The sequence below is a fragment of the Streptomyces sp. NEAU-174 genome (assembly GCF_052665095.1).
Window position 1 is genome coordinate 240,704 of sequence record NZ_JBQTCE010000010.1, and the last position, 19,543, is coordinate 260,246.

The window sequence follows — 19,543 nt, forward strand, 5'->3', positions numbered from 1 at the left end:
ACGTTCCGAAGGACGACGATCAAGGGTAGGGACCATGGACCTGGAGATCGAGCTCCGGGTGGACGGGACCGAGCACCGCCTCACCGTCGACACCCGTACGACGCTGCTGGACGCCCTGCGCGAGCAGCTGGGGAACACCAGCCCCAAGAAGGGCTGCGACCACGGACAGTGCGGCGCCTGCACCCTGCTGCTCGACGGCCGCCGGATCCTCGGCTGCCTCGCGCTGGCCGTCGCCCACCAGGGCGCGGACATCGTCACGGCGGCCGGGCTCACCGACGGTGAGCTGCATCCGCTCCAGCGGTCGTTCATCGCCCATGACGCCTTCCAGTGCGGCTACTGCACACCCGGCCAGATCGTCTCGGCGGCCGGGATGCTCCAGGAGGCCGGGGAGGGCTGGCCCAGCGCCGCGAGCAAGGACCCCGGCGCCACCGATGTGGTGCTCGACGACGAGGAGATCGCCGAGCGGATGAGTGGCAATCTGTGCCGCTGCGCCGCGTACGCGAACATCGTCCCGGCGATCGCGGAGGTGGCGCACCGATGAAGCCCTTTCGCTACGAACGCGCCGATGAGGTGCCGGCGGCCGTCGCCACCCTGGTGAGGGAACCCGAGGCGGCCTATCTGGCCGGGGGCACCAATCTGGTCGATCTGATGCGTCTTGAGGTGACGACCCCGGAGGTGCTGATCGACGTCCGGCGGCTGACCTCGGACCGGATCGAGGACCTGCCCGACGGGGGGCTGCGGATCGGCGCGGCGGTGCCCAACAGCGATCTGGCCGCCGACCTACGGGTCCGGCGGCGCTATCCGGTGCTCTCCCAGGCGCTGCTCTCGGGCGCCTCGGGCCAGCTGCGCAACCTCGCCACCACCGGCGGCAATCTGCTCCAGCGCACCCGCTGCCCGTACTTCCAGAACGTCACCACCCCCTGCAACAAGCGCATACCGGGCTCGGGCTGCTCGGCGGTGGAGGGCTATCAGCGCGATATGGCGATCCTGGGCGCCTCCCCCGCCTGTGTGGCCACCCACCCCTCCGACATGGCCGTCGCGCTGGCCGCCCTTGACGCGGTGGTGACGGTGGCCGGCCCGGCCGCCGAGCGGCGGATCCCGCTGACCCAGCTGCACCGGCTGCCGGAGGACACCCCCGACCGCGACACCGTGCTGGAGCGCGGTGAGCTGATCACCGGGGTGGAGCTGCCGCCCCCGCACGCCGCGACCCGCTCCCGCTACCGCAAGGTGCGCGACCGCGCCTCGTACGCCTTCGCGCTGGTCTCGGTCGCCGCCGCGCTGGAGGTCACCGACGGGGCGGTACGGGACGCACGCATCGCGCTGGGCGGGGTGGCGCACAAGCCCTGGCGGGCCATCACGGCCGAGGCGGTGCTGCGCGGCGCGCCCGCCACGCGGGAGAGCTTCGTGGACGCGGCCGCCGCCGAGCTGGCCGCGGCGCGGCCGCTGGCGGGCAACGCCTTCAAGGTCCCGCTCGCCCGCAACACGATGGTCGCCACCCTGCTGGAGCTGCTGGAGGAGGCGCGATGAGCGACGTCACGGCACGCCCCCGCGCCATCGGCATTCCGATGGACCGTATCGACGGTGTGCAGAAGGTCACCGGCACCGCCACCTACGCCTATGAATGGCCCCTCGACCAGCCCGTCTATCTGTATCCGCTCCAGTCCACGATCGCCGCCGGGCGGGTCACCGGGGTGGACGGCGCGCTCGCGGAGGCGGAGCCGGGGGTGCTGGCGGTGCTCAGCCATCTCAACGCCCCCACGCTGACCCGCCCGGACGATCCGGAGCTCGCGGTGCTCCAGACCGACGAGGTCGCCTGGCGCGGCCAGTTCATCGGGGCGGTGGTGGCCGAGAGCCTGGAGACCGCGCGCCGCGCGGCGGGGCTCGTCCGCGTGGACTACGAGAGCCGGCCCCCCGATGTGGCGCTGCGCGCCGACCGCGGCGACCTCTACGCCCCGGTGGACGCCGCCATCTTCGGCTCGGGCGGCGGAGAGCTCCAGGACGGCTCGCCCGCCGACAGTGTGCTGGGGGACGTGGACACGGCGCTGGCGGCGTCGCCGACCATGGTGGACGCCACGTACTCCACGCCGATGTACCACAACAACCCGATGGAGCCGCACACCGCCGTGGTCACCTGGCTGGACGGTGAGCTGATCGTGCGCTGCTCCACCCAGGGCGCCTCCATGAGCCAGGCCCTGATCTCCGGGGTGCTGGGTCTCGAGCCGGGGCGGGTGCGGGTGATCTCCCCGCATGTCGGGGGCGCGTTCGGCTCGAAGGTCTACCCCCACTCGTACGCCGTGCTCGCCGCGATGGCGGCCCGGATGGTCCGGCGGCCGGTCAAGTTCTCGCTGACCCGGCAGCAGATGTTCGCCCTGGTCGGCTACCGCCCGGCGTCGATCCAGCGGATCCGGCTGGGCGCCGGCCGGGACGGCAGGCTGACCGCGCTCTCCCACGAGGTGATCGAGCAGACCGCCAAGGCCAAGGGGTACGCGGAGCAGGTGGCCGTCTGCTCCCGGTTGATGTACGCGGCGCCGCACCGGCGCACCACCCACCGGCTGGCCCCGCTGGATGTCCCGGTGCCCACGATCATGCGGGCGCCGGGCGAGGCGCAGGGGATGTTCGCGCTGGAGTCGGCGCTGGACGAGATGGCGATCGCCTGCGGTCTCGACCCGGTGGAGTTCCGGATCCGCAATGAGCCGGAGGTGCATCCGGAGTCCGGGCTGCCGTTCTCCAGCCGCCATCTGACGGACTGTCTGCGCGAGGGCGCCCGCCGGGCCGGCTGGGACCGGCGCGACCCGGTCCCCCGTTCCCACCGCGAGGGGCGCTGGATGGTGGGCACCGGGGTGGCCGCCTCGACGTACCCCTCCCTGCGCTTCCCCGGCAACGCGGCCACGATCCGGCTCGCCCCGGACGGCCACTACACGGTCCGGATCGCCGCCGCCGACCTGGGCACCGGCACCTGGACGGCGCTCACCCAGATCGCCGCGGACGCGCTGAGCGTCCCCGTGGGGCAGGTGGAGATGCGGATCGGGGACACGGCGCTGCCGGCCGCGTCGGTCGCCGGGTTCTCGGCGGGCATCAACAGCTGGGGCACCGCGATCTGGGAGGCGGCGGACCGGCTGCGAGCCCGGCTCCAGGCCGAGCACGGCGGTGTCGCGCCGGCGGAGGGGCTGGAGGTCACCGCGGAGCTGTCCGGCGGCAATCCGGAGGCCGAGCGCTATGCGATGCACAGCTTCGGCGCCCAGTTCGCCGAGGTATGGGTGGACGAGGACACCGGCGAGGTGCGGGTGGCGCGGCTGCTGGGGATGTTCGACGTGGGCCGGGTCATCAACCCCAAGACGGCCCGCTCCCAGCTGATCGGCGGAATGACCCAGGGGATCTCGATGGCGCTGTACGAACACAGCGTGCTGGACCCGCGGTTCGGCCATGTGGTCAACCAGGACTTCGCCCAGTACCACATCGCCTCCGCCGCCGATGTCCACGCGATCGAGGCCCACTGGGTGGACGAGTCCGATCCGTACACCAACCCCATGGGGGCCAAGGGCCTCGGTGAGGTGGGCATCACGGGCACCGCCGCGGCCATCGCCAACGCCGTGCACCACGCCACCGGCGTCCGGATCCGGGAACTGCCCATCACCCTGGACAAGCTGGTGTCCTAGCCATGCCCGAGCCACCGATCCTGGTGACCGGCGCCGCGGGCAGCATCGGAGCCGTCGGCCGCACCGTGGTGGAGGAGTTGCGCCGCCGCGGACTGCCCGTGCGCGCCATGGTCCACCGCGAGGACGAGCGGGCCGAGGCCCTGCGCGCCACGGGCGCGGAGGTGGTGGCGGGCGATCTGACCCGCGCCCCGGATGTGGTCCGGGTGCTGGACGGCTGCGGGCGGATGTACTTCGGCATGAGCGTCTCGCCGACGTACCTGGAGGCGACGATGACCACGGCGGCGGTCGCCCGCGACTACGCGCGGCTGGACGCGCTGGTCAACATGTCGCAGATGACGGTCTCCCAGATGGACCTCACCAGCACCTCGGAGTCGACGCAGCAGCGGCAGCACTGGCTGGCCGAGCAGGCGCTCAACTGGTCCGGGCTGCCCGTCACCCACCTGAGGCCCACCGTCTTCCTGGAGAATCCGCTGTTCTCGGTCTTCGCCTACCGCTCCATCGCGGAGGAGGGCACGATCCGGCTGCCGTTCGGCGCCGGGCGCACCTCCCCGGTCGCGGCGCGGGACGTCGCCGCGGTGGTGGCGGCGATCCTGGTGGACCCCTCCTCGCACATCGGCAGGACCTACCATCTGACCGGCCCGGCCTCGGTCGACATGACCACCATGGCCGAGGAGTTCGCCGACGCGCTCGGCCGGCCGGTCGCCTATGTGGACGTCTCCTACGAGGCCTGGGTCAACCACGACCTGAAGGCGCTTGGCCTGCCCGACCACCTCTTCGACCACCTCGCCACGATGGCGCGGCTGCACGCGGAGAACCGCTACGACCGCTGGACCGACGACATCGAGACGATCACGGGAAGGCCCGCGACCGGGGTGCGGGAGTACGTCCGCGAGCACCCCGAGATGTTCAAGTGATGACGTGGGCGGAACGGAAGCGCGGTGCGAGTACTGCTGGGCGTCATCGGCGCCGTCGTCGTGCTGGGAATCTTCTGCTCGGTGCTGCGCACCCTGGTCATCCCCCGGCCGACCCCGGCCGGACCGGGTGCCGGCCCCGGTGGCGCCGGTGTCCATCGTGATCACCCTGCGGCTCTCCGATGGAGCGCACCGCGGAGGAGGCGTGGCCGCACTTCCGTAGCTGGCGGGTGAACGACGAGACGCCGGCCCATCGGCTGGCGCGGGACATCGACGCGGTCCCGGCCCCCTGGTCGGGCCCGCGCCGCACGGCGCCGCCCGTCCGGTCCCCGCTGACCCCGGCGGACCGGCGCCCGGGTCGGGAGGTGTCCGACGGATCCTGACGCCTGGGGCGGGTTGTTTCCCCTCCCCGCCCCTTCCCGCCACCTGACGATATGCGGCTCCGCCGCGTGGGGGGGGGCTCCGCCCCTGGACCCCCGGGGTCTGGGGCGGAGCCCCAGTTGTGGGAAGGGGCGGGTAGGGGAAAGCACCGGCATGCGGCTCCGCCGCGTGGTCCGCCGGGCGCCCCACGGCGCATTCCCTGGCATACACCCCCAAGGGAGTAAATTTTCCCCATGGGCATGGACGAGGCCATCGCCGCACGCATACGCATGATCACCCAGGCGGGTGACGGGCTGAGCGGCCCCGATCTGCTCGGATTCGCGCTCGACCACGCCGTGACGGAGACCGGCGGACTCGGCGGCATGGTGCATCTGCGCGGCCCCGGCGCCCGGTCACCGCAGCTCACGGCGGTACACGGGCTGATCCGTCCGGTCGCCCGGGACTGGGCGCAGGTCGAGGCGGCCGGCGCCAGCGCCCCGGCCCGCGCGATGGCCCAGGGCACACCGGTGTGGGCACCGGCCCTCGGCACCGGGGACGGCACCGGCCCGGCGCTGCCCGCCGGAAGCGGGCTGCTGGCGGTTCCGCTGATCACCCCGGAGGGGGTCACCGGCGCGCTGTCGGTGCTCATGTCCCCGGCCGAGCGGCCCGCACCGCGGCGGTGGGCGGCCGTCGAGGCGCTGGCCGCGTGGGCCGCCGCGCGGCTGCGGGAGGACCCTCCCGGCCGGGACCAGGCCCGGAACCCGGACGGCACCGGCACCTTGCTGGCCGACGACCAGGTGAGCCAGGCGCTCTGGCACATGAGCGACGCGTTCTTCGCGGTCGACGGCGACTGGCGCATCACCTTCGTCAACGGCGAGGCCGAGCGGCTGCTCGGCACTGCTCGGACGACGCTCGGCCGCACGCTGTGGGACGCCTTCACACGGCTGAGCGTCGACGAGGCCGAGCCGGGCCTGCGGAGCCGCTACCGGCGGGCCGCCGAGAGCGGCACCCCGGTCGGGTTCGAGGTGCGCTGGCCCACCAATCAGCGCTGGTACTCCATGCGGCTGGTCCCGGTGCCGAACGGGCTCACGGTCTACGCCGCCGACATCACCGCGAGCCGGGCGCGGGAGGCGGAGCGGGCCGCGGCCGAGCACACGGCGGCCGAGCGCACCGCGCGGATCGGCGAGCTGACCAACGCCCTCGCGCAGGCGCTGACGATGCGCGACGTGGTGAACGCCATCGCCGACCGGGTGCTGCCGCCGTTCGGCGCCTCGGGGATGGTGGTGCAGCTCATCGAGGGCGACGTGATCCGGATCGCCGGGGCCGTCGGCTATCCGCAGCCCTTCCTGGAGGCGATCGACGGGGCCTCGATCCATGAGGTGTCGCCGGTCTCCGAGGTGTACCACAGCGGGGCGCCCGCCTTCGTCGAGTCGGCCGAGGAGTACACCGCGCGCTATCCCGGCATGGCCGGGCGGCCCGCCGCGGCGCAGAAGCAGGCATGGGCCTTTCTGCCGTTGATCGTCTCCGGCCGGAGCATCGGCTGCTCGGTGGTCGCCTTCGCCGAGCCGCGCCGGCTCGACGCGGAGGAGCGGGCCCTGCTCACCGCGCTCAGTGGACTGATGGGGCAGGCCATCGAGCGCGCCCGGCTGTACGACATGGAGCACACCCGGGCCAAGGAGCTCCAGCGGGGGCTGCTGCCGCGCGCTCTGCCGTCGCTGTCCTCGGTCACCACCGCCGCACGCTATCTGCCCGCCAGCGAGGGCATCGACGTGGGCGGTGACTGGTACGACGTGATCCCGCTGTCCGGCGCCCGGGTGGCGCTGGTCATCGGGGATGTGATGGGTCACGGGCTGTCCGAGGCGGCCACCATGGGCCGGCTGCGCACCGCCGTGAGCACCCTGGCCGAACTGGAGTTCCCGCCCGCCGAATTGCTCACCCGGCTCAACGACGTGGTGAGCGAGCTGGGGGACAACCTCTACGCGACCTGCCTGTACGCCGTGTACGACCCGGTGGGCGCCAGCTGCGTCTTCTCCAGCGCCGGACATCCGCCACCGGCCGTCGTAAGCCCCGGCCACCCGGTCCGCTTCGCCGGCGGCGACCCCGATCCACCGCTGGGCGCGGCCCAGCCGCCGTTCGAGACCACCGAGGTGAGTCTGGAGGAGGGCAGTCTGCTGGCGCTGTACACCGACGGTCTGGTGGAGTCCGCCGCCCGGGACATCGACCGCGGGATGCGGCAACTGGCGAGCGCGCTGTCCAGCGCGGCCCGCGCGCCCGGCCCGGCGGACACCTGGCCCGACGGGGACCGGGGCGAGAACGCGTCGCTGGAGCGGCTGTGCGACGAGGTGCTGGCCGAGCTGCTGCCGGAGAAGCAGCTCACCGCCGATGACGCGGCGCTGCTCATCGCCCGCACCCATGCGCTCGCCCCGGACCACATCGCCGCCTGGCCGCTGTCCGAGGGGCCGATCGCCGCGGGCGAGGCGCGCGATCACGTCCGGAACCAGCTGACCCACTGGGGGCTGGCTCCGCTCACCCCCACCGCGGAGCTGCTGGTCAGCGAGTTGGTCGCGAACGCGATCCGGCACGGCAGGGGCCCGGTCGAGCTGCGGCTGCTGCGCGGCGAGGGGCTGATCTGCGAGGTGACCGACGGCTCCTTGACCACCCCGCGGATCCGCCATGCCTCGGAGACCGACGAGGGCGGGCGCGGGCTCCAGCTGGTCTCGGCCCTCTCCCACCGCTGGGGCACCCGCTACACCCCCACCGGCAAGTGCATCTGGACCGAACAGCCACTCCCCTGACGCCCCGCGGAAGTCACGCCGCGTAAGACCCCGCGGAAGGCACCCGTGCCCGTCGCGCTTCAGCCGTCCACCCAGGCCCCACCCCGCGCGGCCCGCCGCGCGTAGTCGGCGAAGTCCCCGGGCTCGCGCCCCAGGACGCGCCGGACGTCGTCCGTCAGATGCGCGTTGCGCCCGTCCAGCAAGGTGGCGAAGAGCTCGGTCAGAAACGCCCCCAGCTCGTCCGGCAGTCCGTGGTCGCGCACCAGCGCGGCCCCGTAACTCTCGGCGGAGACCGGCACGTAGCGCACCGGGCGGCCCGTCGCCCCGGCGATCTCCGCGGCCGCCTCGGCGAACGTCAGCAACCTAGGCCCGGTGATCTCGTACGTCCGGTCTCCGGGTACGTTCCCGGTCAGCGCCGCGACCGCGACCTCGGCGATGTCGTCGGCGTCCACGAAGGGCTCCTTGACGTCCCCGGCCGGGAAGACGATCTCGCCATCGAGCACCCCGTCGCGCAGAACGCCCTCGTCGAAGTTCTGGAAGAACCAGCTCGCCCGCAGCACGGTCGCCGTCACGCCGGGCACCCGCACCGCCTCCTCGGCGGGCAGCGCCGCCGCCACGCCCCGGGCGGAGAGCAGCACCAGCCGCCGGGTGCCGCGCTCGGCCGCCCGTTCGGCGAAGGCGCGGAGGGTGGCGGCGGCGCCCGGATCGCAGACGTCGGGGTAGTACGCGAGGTACGCGGCGGCGGCCCCGTCCAGCGCGGGCTCCCAGGTGCGCGGGTCCGCCCAGTCGAACGGCGTCTCACCGGACCGGGAGCCGATCCGCACCGGGTGTCCGGCCCGCCTCAGCCGGTCCGCGACCCGGCGACCGGTCTTGCCGGTGCCACCGAGCACCAGGACGGTCGGGTGTTCCGTGTTCTGTGTCGTCATACGGCCAGTCAACTCGCGGGCAGTGAGACGGACCATGGCCGAGAGGCTTCGCCACATGCGCGAGCGTCTACGCTGTGCGCCATGGACGCGCTGGCGAGTCTGCTGGACGGCCCGCGGGCCCGGGGGGCCTTTCTGCTGCGGGTCGTGATGGAGCCGCCCTGGGCGGTGCGGATCGAGGACCGGGCCCCGCTGTGTGTGATGACCATGGCGCGCGGCGAGGCGTGGGTGGTGCCGGACACGGGCGAGGCGGTACGGCTGCGCCCGGGGGACGTGGCGATCGCGCGCGGCCCGGATCCGTACACGGTCGCCGACGCCCCCGCGACCGCGCCCCAGGCGTGGATCCTCCCCGGTGAGGTGTGCCGCACGGCGGACGGCCACGACCTGGCCGAGGCGATGGCGCTGGGGGTGCGCACCTGGGGCAACAGCCCGGACGGCCCGGCCACGATGCTCATCGGCAGCTATCTGCTGGACGGCGAGATCAGCGGGCGGCTGCTGGACGCGCTGCCTCCGCTGCTGGCGCTGGACGGCGGGGTGTGGGACTGCCCGCTGATGCCCTGGCTCGGCGAGGAGATCGTCAAGGACGAGCCCGGGCAGGAGGCGGTCCTGGACCGGCTGCTGGATCTGCTGCTGATCTCGGTGCTGCGGGCCTGGTTCTCCCGGCCGGAGGCCCGGGCACCTGGCTGGTACCGGGCGCTGGGCGACCCGGTGGTGGGCCGCGCCCTGCGGCTGCTCCAGAACAACCCGGCCCATCCGTGGACGGTGGCCGGGCTCGCCGCCGAAACGGGTGTCTCGCGGGCGGCGCTGGCCCGCCGCTTCACCGCGCTGGTGGGCGAGCCGCCCATGGCGTATCTGACCGGCTGGCGGCTGGCGCTCGCGGCGGATCTGCTCCGGGATCCGGAGCACACCCTGGCGGCGGTGGCCCGGCGGGTCGGCTACGGCAGCGCGTTCGCCCTCAGCGCCGCCTTCAAGCGCGAGCGCGGCCTGAGCCCCCAGGCGCACCGCGCATCGGCATCAAGCGCGCATCGGCATTAAGCGTGACTGACGCTTCGGGCAACAAAAGCTAACTCGATTTTTGCTTTCGGGGCGGAGACGCTGGAGGCATGTTCCCCCGCGTCGCCTCTCCCCGCTTCCTCGCCCTGGCCGGCACCGTCGTGCTGTGGGCCTCGGCCTTCCCCGCCATCCGGGTCGGTATCGACGGTCTGGGGGTGGCCGGGCTGTCGTTCCTGCGGCTCGTGGTCGCGGCCCTCGCGCTGACGCTGGTGGCGCCGTTCACCGGGGTTCGGCTGCCGCGCCGCCGCGATCTGCCGATGGTCGCCCTGTCCGGGGCCACGGGCATGACCGCCTATCAGGTCCTGCTCAACTGGGGCGAGGTGCATGTGGCGGCCGGGACCGCGAGCCTGCTGATCTCGGTCGCCCCGGTCTTCAGTGTGCTGCTGGGCACCGCGTTCCTCGGTGAGCGGCTGACCGGCCGCATCGTCGTGGGCAGCGTCATCGCGCTGGGCGGCGCGGCCATCGTAAGTCTGGCCGAGGGCACCAGCGGGTTCACCGTCTCCTCCCTCGTCGTCCTGGCGGCCGCCGTGGTCCAGGGGATGTACCACTTCTCCTCCAAGCCGCTGCTGCGCCACTACACCGGCCTGGAGGTGGCCACCTACGCGATGGTCGCGGGCACCGTCTTCGCGCTGCCGCTGGCCCCCGCCGCCTGGCACGCGGCCGCGCACGCACCGGCCGACGCGCTGGTCTCGGCGCTCTATCTGGGCCTGCTGCCCTCCGCGTTGGGCTTCGTGATCTGGGCCTACGCCGTCGCGCGGCTGCCGCTCGCGGCCGCCACGGCGGCCCTGTATCTGGTGCCGCCGGTGGCGCTGGCCGTCTCCTTCGTCTGGCTGGGCGAGGTGCCGCACGCCATCGAGGTGGCCGGCGGGGCGGTCAGCGTCGCGGGGGTGGTCCTGATCAACCGGCGCACAGCGGCCCGGCGCTCCCCCGGCACCCTGCGCTCCCCCGGCACGGCGGCCTTGGACACGTCCGGGGCCACCGCCGATGATCAGGGTGACCGATCCCAGCAAGGAGCCGTCCGTGCTTGATGTGCGCCGTCTGCGGATCCTCCAGCACCTCGCCGCCTACGGAACCATCGCGGCCACCGCGGAGGCCCTGCACCTGACCCCACCGGCCGTCTCCCAGCACCTCGCCGCCCTGCGGAAGGAGGCGGGCACCCCGGTGGTGGAGAAGCGGGGGCGCACGCTGCGGCTGACCGCCGCCGGGGAGTTGCTGGTGGCCCACGCCGAGATCATCCTGGCCGAGCTCGCGGCGGCCGAGTCCGGTCTGGCCGCGCTGCGGAGCGGGCGGCACGGCATCGTACGGATCACCGCCTTCGCCTCCGCCGCCCGCGCCCTCGTCGCGCCCCTGTGGCAGCGCCTCGCCGACGGCGACGCCGCCTCCGACCTGTCGCTGCGGCTCTCGGTCCAGGAGCCCGACGAGGCCCTCGACGAACTGCGCAAGCGCTCGACGGACCTGGCGGTGGTGCACAGCTACACCGTGCTGCCGCGCAGCTTCCCGGCCGCCTGCGAGCAGGCGGTCCTCATGGAGGAGCCGGTGCTGCTCGCGCTGGCGCCCGGCCGGGCCGAGGCGCTGAACCTCACGGCCGGGCAGCCCGCGGACCTGTCGCGGCTGTCGCGGCTGCCGTGGCTGACACCGGGCCCGGAGACCTCCTGCTACGAGATGATCCAGCGCGCCTGCGGCGCCGCCGGTTTCGTCCCCGACATCCGGGCCCGCAGCAGCGACTTCGCCGTGCTGACGGCCCTGGTCGCGGCGGGGGCCGGTGCAGCGCTGGTGCCCCGTATGGCGCTGCCGGAGACCACCGCGCCGCTCAGCCTCCACCCGCTGGTACGGCCGGTCTCCCGGACGCTCTTCACCGTCAGCCGTGCGGGCACCGGCGACCGCCCCGATCTGCGGCATGTGCTGGAGCTGCTGCGCGACCTGGTCCCGGTCCCCGACGGCACCGACGACGGCAATGCCACGCCACGCGGCTGATGCCCCGTCGCATGGGCCGTCTCAGCCCGCGGGCGCGCCGCGCCGCGGCATGCGGCTGACGGGCGGCACCCGCAGACAGCCGTCCGGGCCGCAGGTGGTGGTGCGGTCGTAGAGGTCCATCAGACGGCGGGCGCCGCGCGCGATGTCGTAGCGGTCGACGGCGTCCGGGACCGGGAAGCGCAGCGGGCCCTGGGCGGCCTGTGCGCGCAGGGCGGCGGCGAGGGCGGCCGGGCCGGAGGCGATGCGGCGGGCGCCGGGCGCGGCGCCGTCGGGCAGCTCGTCGAGGGCGGGGCAGACGGTGTGCAGCACCGGCAGCCCGGCCGCCAGCCCCTCCAGTGCCGCGAGGCCGAACGCCTCCTCGGCGGACGGCGAGACCAGGACGTCCATGGCGGCCAGCAGCGCGGGCAGCCCCGCCGGGCGGTCGTCGGCCGGGGCCACCGCGCCGTCGCGCTCCCCCAGCGGCCGGACCCGGTCGGCCACGCCGAGCCGGGCGGCCAGGTCCTCCAGGGCGGGGCGCTCGGGGCCCTCGCCGACCAGCAGCAGCCGGGCGTCCGGCACCTCGGCGACGGCCCGCACGGCCGTGTCGAACCGCTTGTCCGCCACCAGGCGCCCCACCCCGCCGACCACGAAGGCCCGCTCGGGGATGCCGAGCCGGGCGCGGGCGGCCGCCCGGGCGGTCGGCTCGAAGCGGAAGTGGCGGGCGTCGATCCCGTTGGGCACCAGATGGATCCGGCGGTTGGGCACGCCCCAGTCGCGCAGCCGGTCGGCCACGGCGGCCGAGACGGCGACGGTCGCCGAGCCCAGCCGCTCGGCGGCGAGATAGCGGGCGCGGAGGGCGGCGTTGAGCGGACGGCCGTCGATCCGCCGCTCGCCCAGGCTGTGTTCGGTGGCGATCACCGCCCGTACCCCGGCCAGCCGGGCGGCGATCCGGCCGAGCACACAGGCCCGGTACAGATGGGTGTGCACCAGGTCGTAGCCGCCGGACCGGATGATCCGCACCAGCCTGGGCACGGTGGTGAGCTGCCGCTCGCGCCCGCCGCCCAGGGGCAGATGGGTGACCGGGATGCCGTCCGCGCGGATGCCGTGCGCGGTGGCGCCGGGGCCCGAGAGGGCGATGACGTCACAGCGGACCGGCATATGGCGCAGCAGCAGCCGCAGTTGCTGTTCGGCTCCTCCGGCCCCGAGGCGGGAGATGATGTGCAGGACTCTCATCGGGCGACTGCGCCCCATCCTCCGTATTCCGATGGGCTTGATCGGTGCCGACCCTGCCAGACGGCGGGATGTAAATCACGTAAGACGCGCGCCGCTGGGCCGTCGGAGTGGATGCCTTACGGACCGTCAGCAAAGGCGCGCCGAATATCCGATGTGCACGCTCATGCCCCATGGGATTGTTACCTTCTCATCTCGCGCGATGACCTGAAGAATATGGCCCGTATGGGTCATCGTGGCGCGACATTCGGTTCGAGCCAGCCCCGCGGGAGTGCCCAGATGTCTGCACCGACCCCCGTCAGAGATTCCCCCCGGAAAACCACCGCACGCGCCGTAGCCGGGCCGCCGCCCGCGCGTACCGCGTCGGATTCCCGCGTCCCGCACCACCGCCCCGCCCCGGTATACGAGTACAAGCGGTACAGCGAACTGGCGGGCCCGCTGACCAAGGCCCCCGCGGACCGCCCCTACCGGGTGCGCTGCCGGAGCCTGCTGGCGCAGGAGCCGCACCGGATCCGCGCCGCGCTGCTGCTGTGCGCGGCGCCGGTGTGCTCGGCGGTGCTGCTGCTGTGGCTGCTCCACCCCGACCACTGGGTGGAGCGCGGCTACGCGCCGGGGTGGCAGCGGGCGGCGGATCTGGCGATGCTGGTCTCGATCGCGCTGATCGAGGGGTTCCGCCTGTTCACGGTCGTCTCCAACGCCCATGCCACGCTGGTGGCGCGGGATCCGGTGCCGGTGGTGGCCGAGCCTGGGACCCGGGTGGCGTTCCTGACCAGCTTCGTGCCCGGCAAGGAGCCGATCGCGATGGTGCGGGCCACGCTGGAGGGGGCGGTGCGGATCCGGCACACCGGGCCGCTGGACGTCTGGCTGCTCGACGAGGGGGACGACGACGAGGTCAAGGCGCTGTGCAAGCGGCTGGGCGTACGGCACTTCTCGCGCAAGGGCATCGAGAAGTGGAACCAGCCGAAGGGCGCTTTCCGGGCGCGCACCAAGCACGGGAATTACAACGCCTGGCTGGACGCACACGGCGACGGTTATGAATTCATGGCGTGTGTGGACACCGACCATGTGCCGCTGCCCAACTTCCTGGAACGCATGCTGGGTTACTTCCGGGATCCGGATATCGCCTTCGTGGTCGGCCCGCAGGTATACGGGAATTACGACACACCGGTCACCAAGGCCGCCGAAAGCCAGCAGTTCCTTTTCCATGCGCTGATCCAGCGGGCCGGAAACGCCTATGGCGGCCCGATGTTCGTGGGCACCAACAACGCGGTGCGGATCAGCGCGCTGCGCTCGATCGGCGGGCTGTACGACTCGATCACCGAGGACATGGCCACCGGCTTCGAGCTGCACCGCCACCGCAACCCGGCGACCCGGAAGAAGTGGCGCTCGGTCTACACGCCCGATGTGCTCGCGGTCGGCGAGGGGCCGAGCACCTGGACGGACTTCTTCACCCAGCAGATGCGGTGGAGCCGCGGCACCTACGAGACCGTGCTCAAGCAGTTCTGGAAGGGCCCGTTCACCCTGTCGCCGGGCAAGCTGCTGAACTACTCGCTGATGATCGCGTACTACCCGATGACCGCGGTCAACTGGCTCCTCTCCGCGCTGTCGTGCGCGCTGTTCCTGATGCTGGGCGCCGCCGGGATCCACCTCCCGGCCGAGATGTGGATGATGCTCTACAGCGACGCGGCGATGCTCCAGCTCGGGCTGTACATCTGGAACCGGCGGCACAACGTCTCCCCGCACGAGCCGGAGGGCTCCGGCGGGCTGGCCGGGATGCTGCTCTCGGCGCTGTCCGCCCCGATCTACGCCAAGTCGCTGTGCGACGCGGTGCTGCGGCGCACCAGCCGGTTCGTGGTCACGCCCAAGGGCGACTCGTCCAGCCCCGACCGGCTCTCCACCTTCCGTATCCACCTGCTGTGGGCGGGGGTGTTCGGCTCCTCGCTGGTCGGCTCGTTCTTCCTGGGGCACACCCATGCGGTGATGCGGATCTGGGCGGTGCTCGCCCTGGCCCTGTGTCTGGCTCCGGTGGCGATCTGGTCGGTGGGGCTGCTGCGCCGCGGCCGGAGGCGTCCGGCGCGCGGCACGGTGCCGACGGCGCGCGACGCGGCGAGCCCCGAAGGGGCGCGGGGCCGCGTCGATATGCGGCTCCGCCGCGTGGGCGCCACCGGCCACCACGGCGCCGCGGCCGATTGACGGCAGATCAGGGCACTTCCAGCGGAGCGTTTAGCGGTGGGGGGCGTTACGGGCCAGGTCGAGCGCGTACTTGGTCCACCAGTGGCCCGCCGGGGGCCCGCCGTTGCAGGTGCCGTCGGACTCCCCGGGCCGTTTGATCCACAGATAGGCGTCCACGAGGGGGTCCCCGGTGTGGGTGCTGGGCGGCTCGCCCAGCGCCCGCCCCGGCGGGTTGCACCAGCGGTCCCGCGCCCGGATGCCGTGCCGGGCCGCGCCGCGGGCCCGCAGCGGGCCGTTGCCGTTGCGGCTGGTGTCGATGATGAAGTGGGCCTTGTCGAGGGCGGTGGAGAGCCGATGGCCGTACGCCTTGGTGCGGCGGGTCGGCTGGAAGTTGGAGACGTTCAGCGCGAAGCCGTCCGCCTGCTCGATACCGGCCTCGCGCAGCGGCCGCACCAGCCGGGCGGGATTCTTGATCCAGCTCGGGTTCCCTGCGTCCAGGTACACCTTGACGTGGGGCAGCGCGGCGAACAGGGCGACCGCGTCACGGAGCATCTCCAGCCGGGCCTTGCGCAGTCTGCGCGGCACACAGCCGTCGACCAGCTGGGCCACCGCGTCGGGCTCCAGGACGACGATCGCCCGGCGGTCGCCGATGCCGAGCGTGAACTGCTCGATCCACCACCGGTAGGCCGCGCGGTTCCGCGCGCCGCCCGCCGAGTAGCGCCCGCAGTCGCGGTACGGGATGTGATAGGCCACCAGAACCGGGGTGGACCCGGTCCGCGCCGCCGATTCGGTGATGGAGCGGGCCCGTTCCCGGGGCGGCGCGGGACCGAACCATTCCGCGACCGGCTGCTGGGCGATCCGCCGGATGAGCGCGGCGTCGCCGTTCTTCCCCTCGTGTTCTCGTTCATGAGCCTGCCGGGCGGCGGGGCTGTCCGGGTTCACCCAGAGCCCGCCGCGCCGCATCGGGGACTCGAACATGCGGCATCCGCTCAGCGGGAGCATCACCGCGAGGCACACGGCGGCATGCAGCCAACGCCGCATAACGGCTGTTCTTGCACCTTTCTCTCGCATGCGACGAATCATGGCACCGCGTGTCGCGGGTTCAGTGCTCTCGGCGCTCCCGCGCGTCCTCGTCCGTACGCCACAGGGGGTGCTCCCGGGCCGCCCACGCCCGCTCGACCCGGCCCGTGCGCATCCCGCGCCGGGCCTCCGGATCGGCGAGCGCCTTGCCGATATGGCCGAGCAGGACGATGCCGATGGCCAGCGCCAGCCAGTCGTGGACGAAGGTGGCGCTGGTGCGCCACACCAGCGGGGCCAGACCGGTGAACCACATCAGCAGCCCGGTGCCCGCCATCACCAGCACCGCGCCCGCGATGTACCCCGCGTACAGCTTCTGCCCGGCGTTGAACTTCCCCGCCGGGCGCTCCTGGGGCCGGTGGTCGCGCCGCAGCGCCGCGCGCAGCCAGCGGCGGTCGTGCGGGCCGAAGCGGTTGAGGCGGGTGAGATCGGCGCGGAAGGCGCGGGAGACCAGGCCGAGCAGGACCGGGAGGGGCGTCAGGATGCCGGTCCACTCATGGACGGTGACGACGAGCGCGCGGCGGCCGACGAGTTCGGCGAGCGCGGGCAGATAGAGGCAGGCCGCGCTGACCACGCACGCGCCCAGCAGGAGGGCCGTGGTGCGGTGGATCCAGCGCTCGGCGGGGCTGAACCGGAGCACCCGGGACCCGCCGTCCCGCTCCCCGGCCCGGGGCGGAGCGGCCGTCGTCCGCTCAGGCGGTGGGGTCATCGTCGCGTCCGTTCGACCTGCCGACCCAGGCGTCGACGTCATAGCCCCGCTCCTCCCAATAGCCGGGCCGCACCTCATCGGTGACGGTGATACCGGAGAGCCATTTCGCCGACTTGTAGAAGTACATCGGCGCCACGTACAGCCGCACCGGCCCGCCGTGGGAGTGGCCGAGCGGCTTGTCCCGCAGCTTCAGCGTGACCAGCACGTCGGGCCGCCGCGCCTGATCCAGGGTCAGGCTCTCGCTGTACGCGCCGTCGAAGCAGGTGAAGCGGACGGCTTTGGCCCCGCGGCGCACCCCGGCCGCGTCGAGCAGCGCCGACAGCCGCACCCCCTCGAACGGGGTCTCGGGCACCCGCCAGCCGGTGACGCACTGGACGTCGCGCACCAGGCGGGTCTGCGGCAGCGCGCGCAGATCGGCGAGGCGGTACGCGCCGGGCTTGTCGACGAGTCCGTCGACGGTCAGGCGGTAGCTGTCGGCGTCCTTGTGGGGCACGGAGGAGGTGACGGAGTAGTAGCGGAACCCCCCGCCGTTGGGGAGGAGCCCGGTCACCCCCGTCGGGTCCTTGTCGGCCACCGCACCCAGGGCGGTCTCCAGTCTGCCCTGGAGCCAGGGGGCCGCGGCCATCGCGCCCGCGCCGAGGCCCAGCATGCCGAGGACGAGGCGCCGGCCGACGGGCGTGCCGTCGCCGTCCGGTCCGGCACCGGTGTTGGGGTCCATGGATTGATGAGAGCACCGGGCGGGGGTGGTGCGCCATCTCCTGCCGGGATTCGTCAGACTTCGGTAAGACTCCGGGAGCCGGCGGCGTACCAGGGGGTCACGCCACTACGGTCCACCCGACCGCGGTCTACCCCACCGCCTCGGCCGCCGCCCGGCCCGCCGTACGGCCCGAGAAGAGGCAGCCGCCCAGGAACGTGCCCTCCAGGGAGCGGTAGCCGTGCACTCCCCCGCCGCCGAAGCCCGCCGCCTCCCCGGCCGCGTAGACGCCGGGCAGCGGTTCGCCGCCCTCGGTCAGCACGCGGGAGGAGAGGTCGGTCTCGAGGCCGCCGAGCGTCTTACGGGTCAGGATGTGCAGCCGCACGGCGATCAGCGGGCCCGCCTTGGGGTCGAGGATGCGGTGCGGGGCGGCGGTGCGGATGAGCCGGTCGGCGATGTACTTGCGGGTCCCGCGCAGGGCGGTGACCTGGAGGTCCTTGGTGTAGGGGTTGGCGATCTCGCGGTCCCGGGCGACGATCTCCCGGCGCAGTTCCGCCTCGTCGATGAGCGGCTCCTTGGTGAGCTCGTTCATCCGCCGGACCAGCGCCGGCAGCGACCGCTCGACGATGAAGTCCGCGCCGTGGTCCATGAACGCCTGGACCGGGCCCGGCGCCCCGGCCCGCCCGCGGCCGATCACATCGCGGACCCTCTTGCCGGTGAGGTCCGGGTTCTGCTCGGAGCCGGAGAGCGCGAACTCCTTCTCGATGATCTTCCGGGTGAGCACGAACCAGGTGTGGTCGTGGCCGGTCCGCATGATGTGCTCGAGCGTGCCGAGGGTGTCGAAGCCGGGGAACAGCGGCACCGGCAACCGCTTGCCGCGTGCGTCGAACCACAGCGAGGACGGGCCGGGCAGGATGCGGATGCCGTGCCGGGGCCAGATGGGGTTCCAGTTCTGGATGCCCTCGGTGTAGTGCCACATCCGGTCGCGGTTGATGATCCGTCCGCCGGCCTCCTCGGCGATGCCGAGCATCCGGCCGTCCACATGGGCCGGGACCCCGGAGATCATCCGCTCGGGCGGGGAGCCGAGCCGCTCGGGCCAGTTGGCGCGGACGAGGTCGTGGTTGCCGCCGATGCCGCCGGAGGTGATGATCACGGCCTGGGCGCGCAGTTCGAAGGCGCCGGTGACCTCGCGGCCGCTGGGGCTGCCGCGCTCGGCCTGACTGGGCTCCAGGATGTCGCCGGTGACGGTGTCGACCGTGCCCGCGCTGCGGGCCAGCCCCGTCACCCGGTGCCGGAAGCGCAGCTCGACCAGGCCGCGGGCGACGGCCGCCCGCACCCGCCGCTCGAAGGGGGCGACGATGCCGGGTCCCGTGCCCCAGGTGATGTGGAAGCGGGGCACGGAGTTGCCGTGCCCGGTCGCGTCGTAGCCGCCGCGCTCGGCCCAGCCGACGAGCGGGAACAGCCGGAGCCCCTGGGCGTGCAGCCAGGACCGCTTCTCGCCCGCCGCGAAGTCCACGTACGCCTCGGCCCAGCGGCGCGGCCAGTGGTCCTCCTCGCGGTCGAACCCGGCCGTGCCCAGCCAGTCCTGCCAGGCGAGTTCATGGCTGTCGCGGATGCGCAGCCGGCGCTGCTCGGGTGAGTCGACGAGGAAGAGGCCGCCGAAGGACCAGTGGGCCTGGCCGCCGAGCGACTGCTCGGGCTCCTGGTCGAGCAGGATCACCTTACGGCCGGCGTCGGCCAGTTCGGCGGTGGCCGCGAGGCCCGCGAGCCCCGCGCCGACCACGATCACATCCGCGTCGTACGCCATGGTGTGGTGTCCCGTTCTCGTGAGCCCGCCGGCGGCCACCGGCGGTGTGCCGACGGTGTACCGCCGGAGTGACGGTGTTCCGGAGTCGGTGTACCGCCGGAGTCATGACCGCCGATCCTGCCTACCGGCTAGTACGGCGTCAACCCGGGCGTGGGAGCGGTTTCCGGCCGCCGACGGCCCGGTGCCGTCCCGGTGCCGGACGGCCAACTCCCTCCGCGCAACCT

The 19,543-nt window shown here is 73.4% G+C and carries 16 protein-coding genes; 10 read left to right on the top strand and 6 right to left on the bottom strand.

The genetic code is table 11. The annotated features are described in order from the left end of the window. Nucleotides 1-34: 34 nt before the first annotated feature. The 6 genes from ACT2CW_RS28170 (at nucleotide 35) to ACT2CW_RS28195 (ending at nucleotide 7,722) form a co-directional block, all read left to right on the top strand. On the top strand, nucleotides 35-541 hold the full coding sequence (locus ACT2CW_RS28170) for a (2Fe-2S)-binding protein (RefSeq protein ID WP_138911416.1): 507 nt from the start codon (nucleotides 35-37) through the stop codon (nucleotides 539-541). Beyond that, the gene (locus ACT2CW_RS28175) at nucleotides 538-1,527 is read left to right on the top strand and encodes an FAD binding domain-containing protein (RefSeq protein WP_445518631.1); all 990 of its coding nucleotides are present in this window, start codon (nucleotides 538-540) and stop codon (nucleotides 1,525-1,527) included. The genes ACT2CW_RS28170 and ACT2CW_RS28175 overlap by 4 nt, the downstream gene beginning before the upstream one ends. Then, the gene (locus ACT2CW_RS28180; protein WP_445518632.1) at nucleotides 1,524-3,656 is read left to right on the top strand and encodes a xanthine dehydrogenase family protein molybdopterin-binding subunit; all 2,133 of its coding nucleotides are present in this window, start codon (nucleotides 1,524-1,526) and stop codon (nucleotides 3,654-3,656) included. Before ACT2CW_RS28175 ends, ACT2CW_RS28180 begins: the two co-directional genes overlap by 4 nt. A gap of 2 nt (nucleotides 3,657-3,658) precedes the next feature. Further along, nucleotides 3,659-4,570, top strand: coding sequence for an NAD(P)H-binding protein (locus tag ACT2CW_RS28185; protein WP_445518633.1), 912 nt, complete (start codon nucleotides 3,659-3,661; stop codon nucleotides 4,568-4,570). Between the two features lie 179 nt (nucleotides 4,571-4,749). Then, a complete protein-coding gene (locus ACT2CW_RS28190; RefSeq protein WP_445518634.1) occupies nucleotides 4,750-4,950 on the top strand; it encodes a hypothetical protein in 201 nt (66 codons plus the stop codon). 231 nt (nucleotides 4,951-5,181) lie between these two features. Further along, on the top strand, nucleotides 5,182-7,722 hold the full coding sequence (locus ACT2CW_RS28195; protein ID WP_445518635.1) for a SpoIIE family protein phosphatase: 2,541 nt from the start codon (nucleotides 5,182-5,184) through the stop codon (nucleotides 7,720-7,722). Nucleotides 7,723-7,781: 59 nt separating this feature from the next. On the opposite strand, the gene ACT2CW_RS28200 is transcribed toward ACT2CW_RS28195, so the two are convergent. Next, nucleotides 7,782-8,627 (bottom strand): NmrA family transcriptional regulator, encoded by an 846-nt coding sequence (locus tag ACT2CW_RS28200; RefSeq protein WP_445518636.1) that lies wholly within the window; start codon nucleotides 8,625-8,627, stop codon nucleotides 7,782-7,784. Between the two features lie 81 nt (nucleotides 8,628-8,708). On the opposite strand from ACT2CW_RS28200, the gene ACT2CW_RS28205 reads away from it, so the two are divergent. The 3 genes from ACT2CW_RS28205 (at nucleotide 8,709) to ACT2CW_RS28215 (ending at nucleotide 11,651) form a co-directional block, all read left to right on the top strand. Continuing rightward, on the top strand, nucleotides 8,709-9,659 hold the full coding sequence (locus ACT2CW_RS28205) for an AraC family transcriptional regulator (RefSeq protein ID WP_445518637.1): 951 nt from the start codon (nucleotides 8,709-8,711) through the stop codon (nucleotides 9,657-9,659). A 68-nt stretch (nucleotides 9,660-9,727) separates the two neighbouring features. Next, nucleotides 9,728-10,705, top strand: coding sequence for a DMT family transporter (locus tag ACT2CW_RS28210; RefSeq protein WP_445518638.1), 978 nt, complete (start codon nucleotides 9,728-9,730; stop codon nucleotides 10,703-10,705). After that, nucleotides 10,698-11,651, top strand: coding sequence for a LysR family transcriptional regulator (locus tag ACT2CW_RS28215; RefSeq protein WP_445518639.1), 954 nt, complete (start codon nucleotides 10,698-10,700; stop codon nucleotides 11,649-11,651). The genes ACT2CW_RS28210 and ACT2CW_RS28215 overlap by 8 nt, the downstream gene beginning before the upstream one ends. Nucleotides 11,652-11,672: 21 nt before the next feature. On the opposite strand, the gene ACT2CW_RS28220 is transcribed toward ACT2CW_RS28215, so the two are convergent. After that, nucleotides 11,673-12,863 carry a glycosyltransferase gene (locus tag ACT2CW_RS28220; protein ID WP_445518640.1) on the bottom strand — a complete coding sequence of 397 codons (1,191 nt, stop codon included), beginning with the start codon at nucleotides 12,861-12,863 and terminating at the stop codon, nucleotides 11,673-11,675. 276 nt (nucleotides 12,864-13,139) lie between these two features. Between ACT2CW_RS28220 and ACT2CW_RS28225 the strand changes: the two genes are divergently transcribed. Then, complete coding sequence (locus ACT2CW_RS28225) at nucleotides 13,140-15,053, top strand: glycosyltransferase family 2 protein (RefSeq protein ID WP_445518641.1); 1,914 nt, start codon at nucleotides 13,140-13,142, stop codon at nucleotides 15,051-15,053. A 30-nt stretch (nucleotides 15,054-15,083) separates the two neighbouring features. Here the strand turns inward: ACT2CW_RS28225 and ACT2CW_RS28230 are convergent, their stop codons facing one another. The 4 genes from ACT2CW_RS28230 to ACT2CW_RS28245 all read right to left on the bottom strand — a co-directional run bounded on the left by ACT2CW_RS28230 (nucleotide 15,084) and on the right by ACT2CW_RS28245 (nucleotide 19,319). Further along, on the bottom strand, nucleotides 15,084-16,103 hold the full coding sequence (locus ACT2CW_RS28230) for a glycoside hydrolase family 6 protein (RefSeq protein WP_445518642.1): 1,020 nt from the start codon (nucleotides 16,101-16,103) through the stop codon (nucleotides 15,084-15,086). A 31-nt stretch (nucleotides 16,104-16,134) separates the two neighbouring features. Next, a complete protein-coding gene (locus tag ACT2CW_RS28235) occupies nucleotides 16,135-16,860 on the bottom strand; it encodes a cytochrome b/b6 domain-containing protein (protein ID WP_445518643.1) in 726 nt (241 codons plus the stop codon). Then, the gene (locus tag ACT2CW_RS28240; RefSeq protein WP_138911406.1) at nucleotides 16,802-17,536 is read right to left on the bottom strand and encodes a molybdopterin-dependent oxidoreductase; all 735 of its coding nucleotides are present in this window, start codon (nucleotides 17,534-17,536) and stop codon (nucleotides 16,802-16,804) included. The genes ACT2CW_RS28235 and ACT2CW_RS28240 overlap by 59 nt, the downstream gene beginning before the upstream one ends. Nucleotides 17,537-17,663: 127 nt before the next feature. Then, on the bottom strand, nucleotides 17,664-19,319 hold the full coding sequence (locus ACT2CW_RS28245) for an FAD-binding dehydrogenase (RefSeq protein ID WP_445518644.1): 1,656 nt from the start codon (nucleotides 19,317-19,319) through the stop codon (nucleotides 17,664-17,666). Nucleotides 19,320-19,543 lie beyond the last annotated feature (224 nt).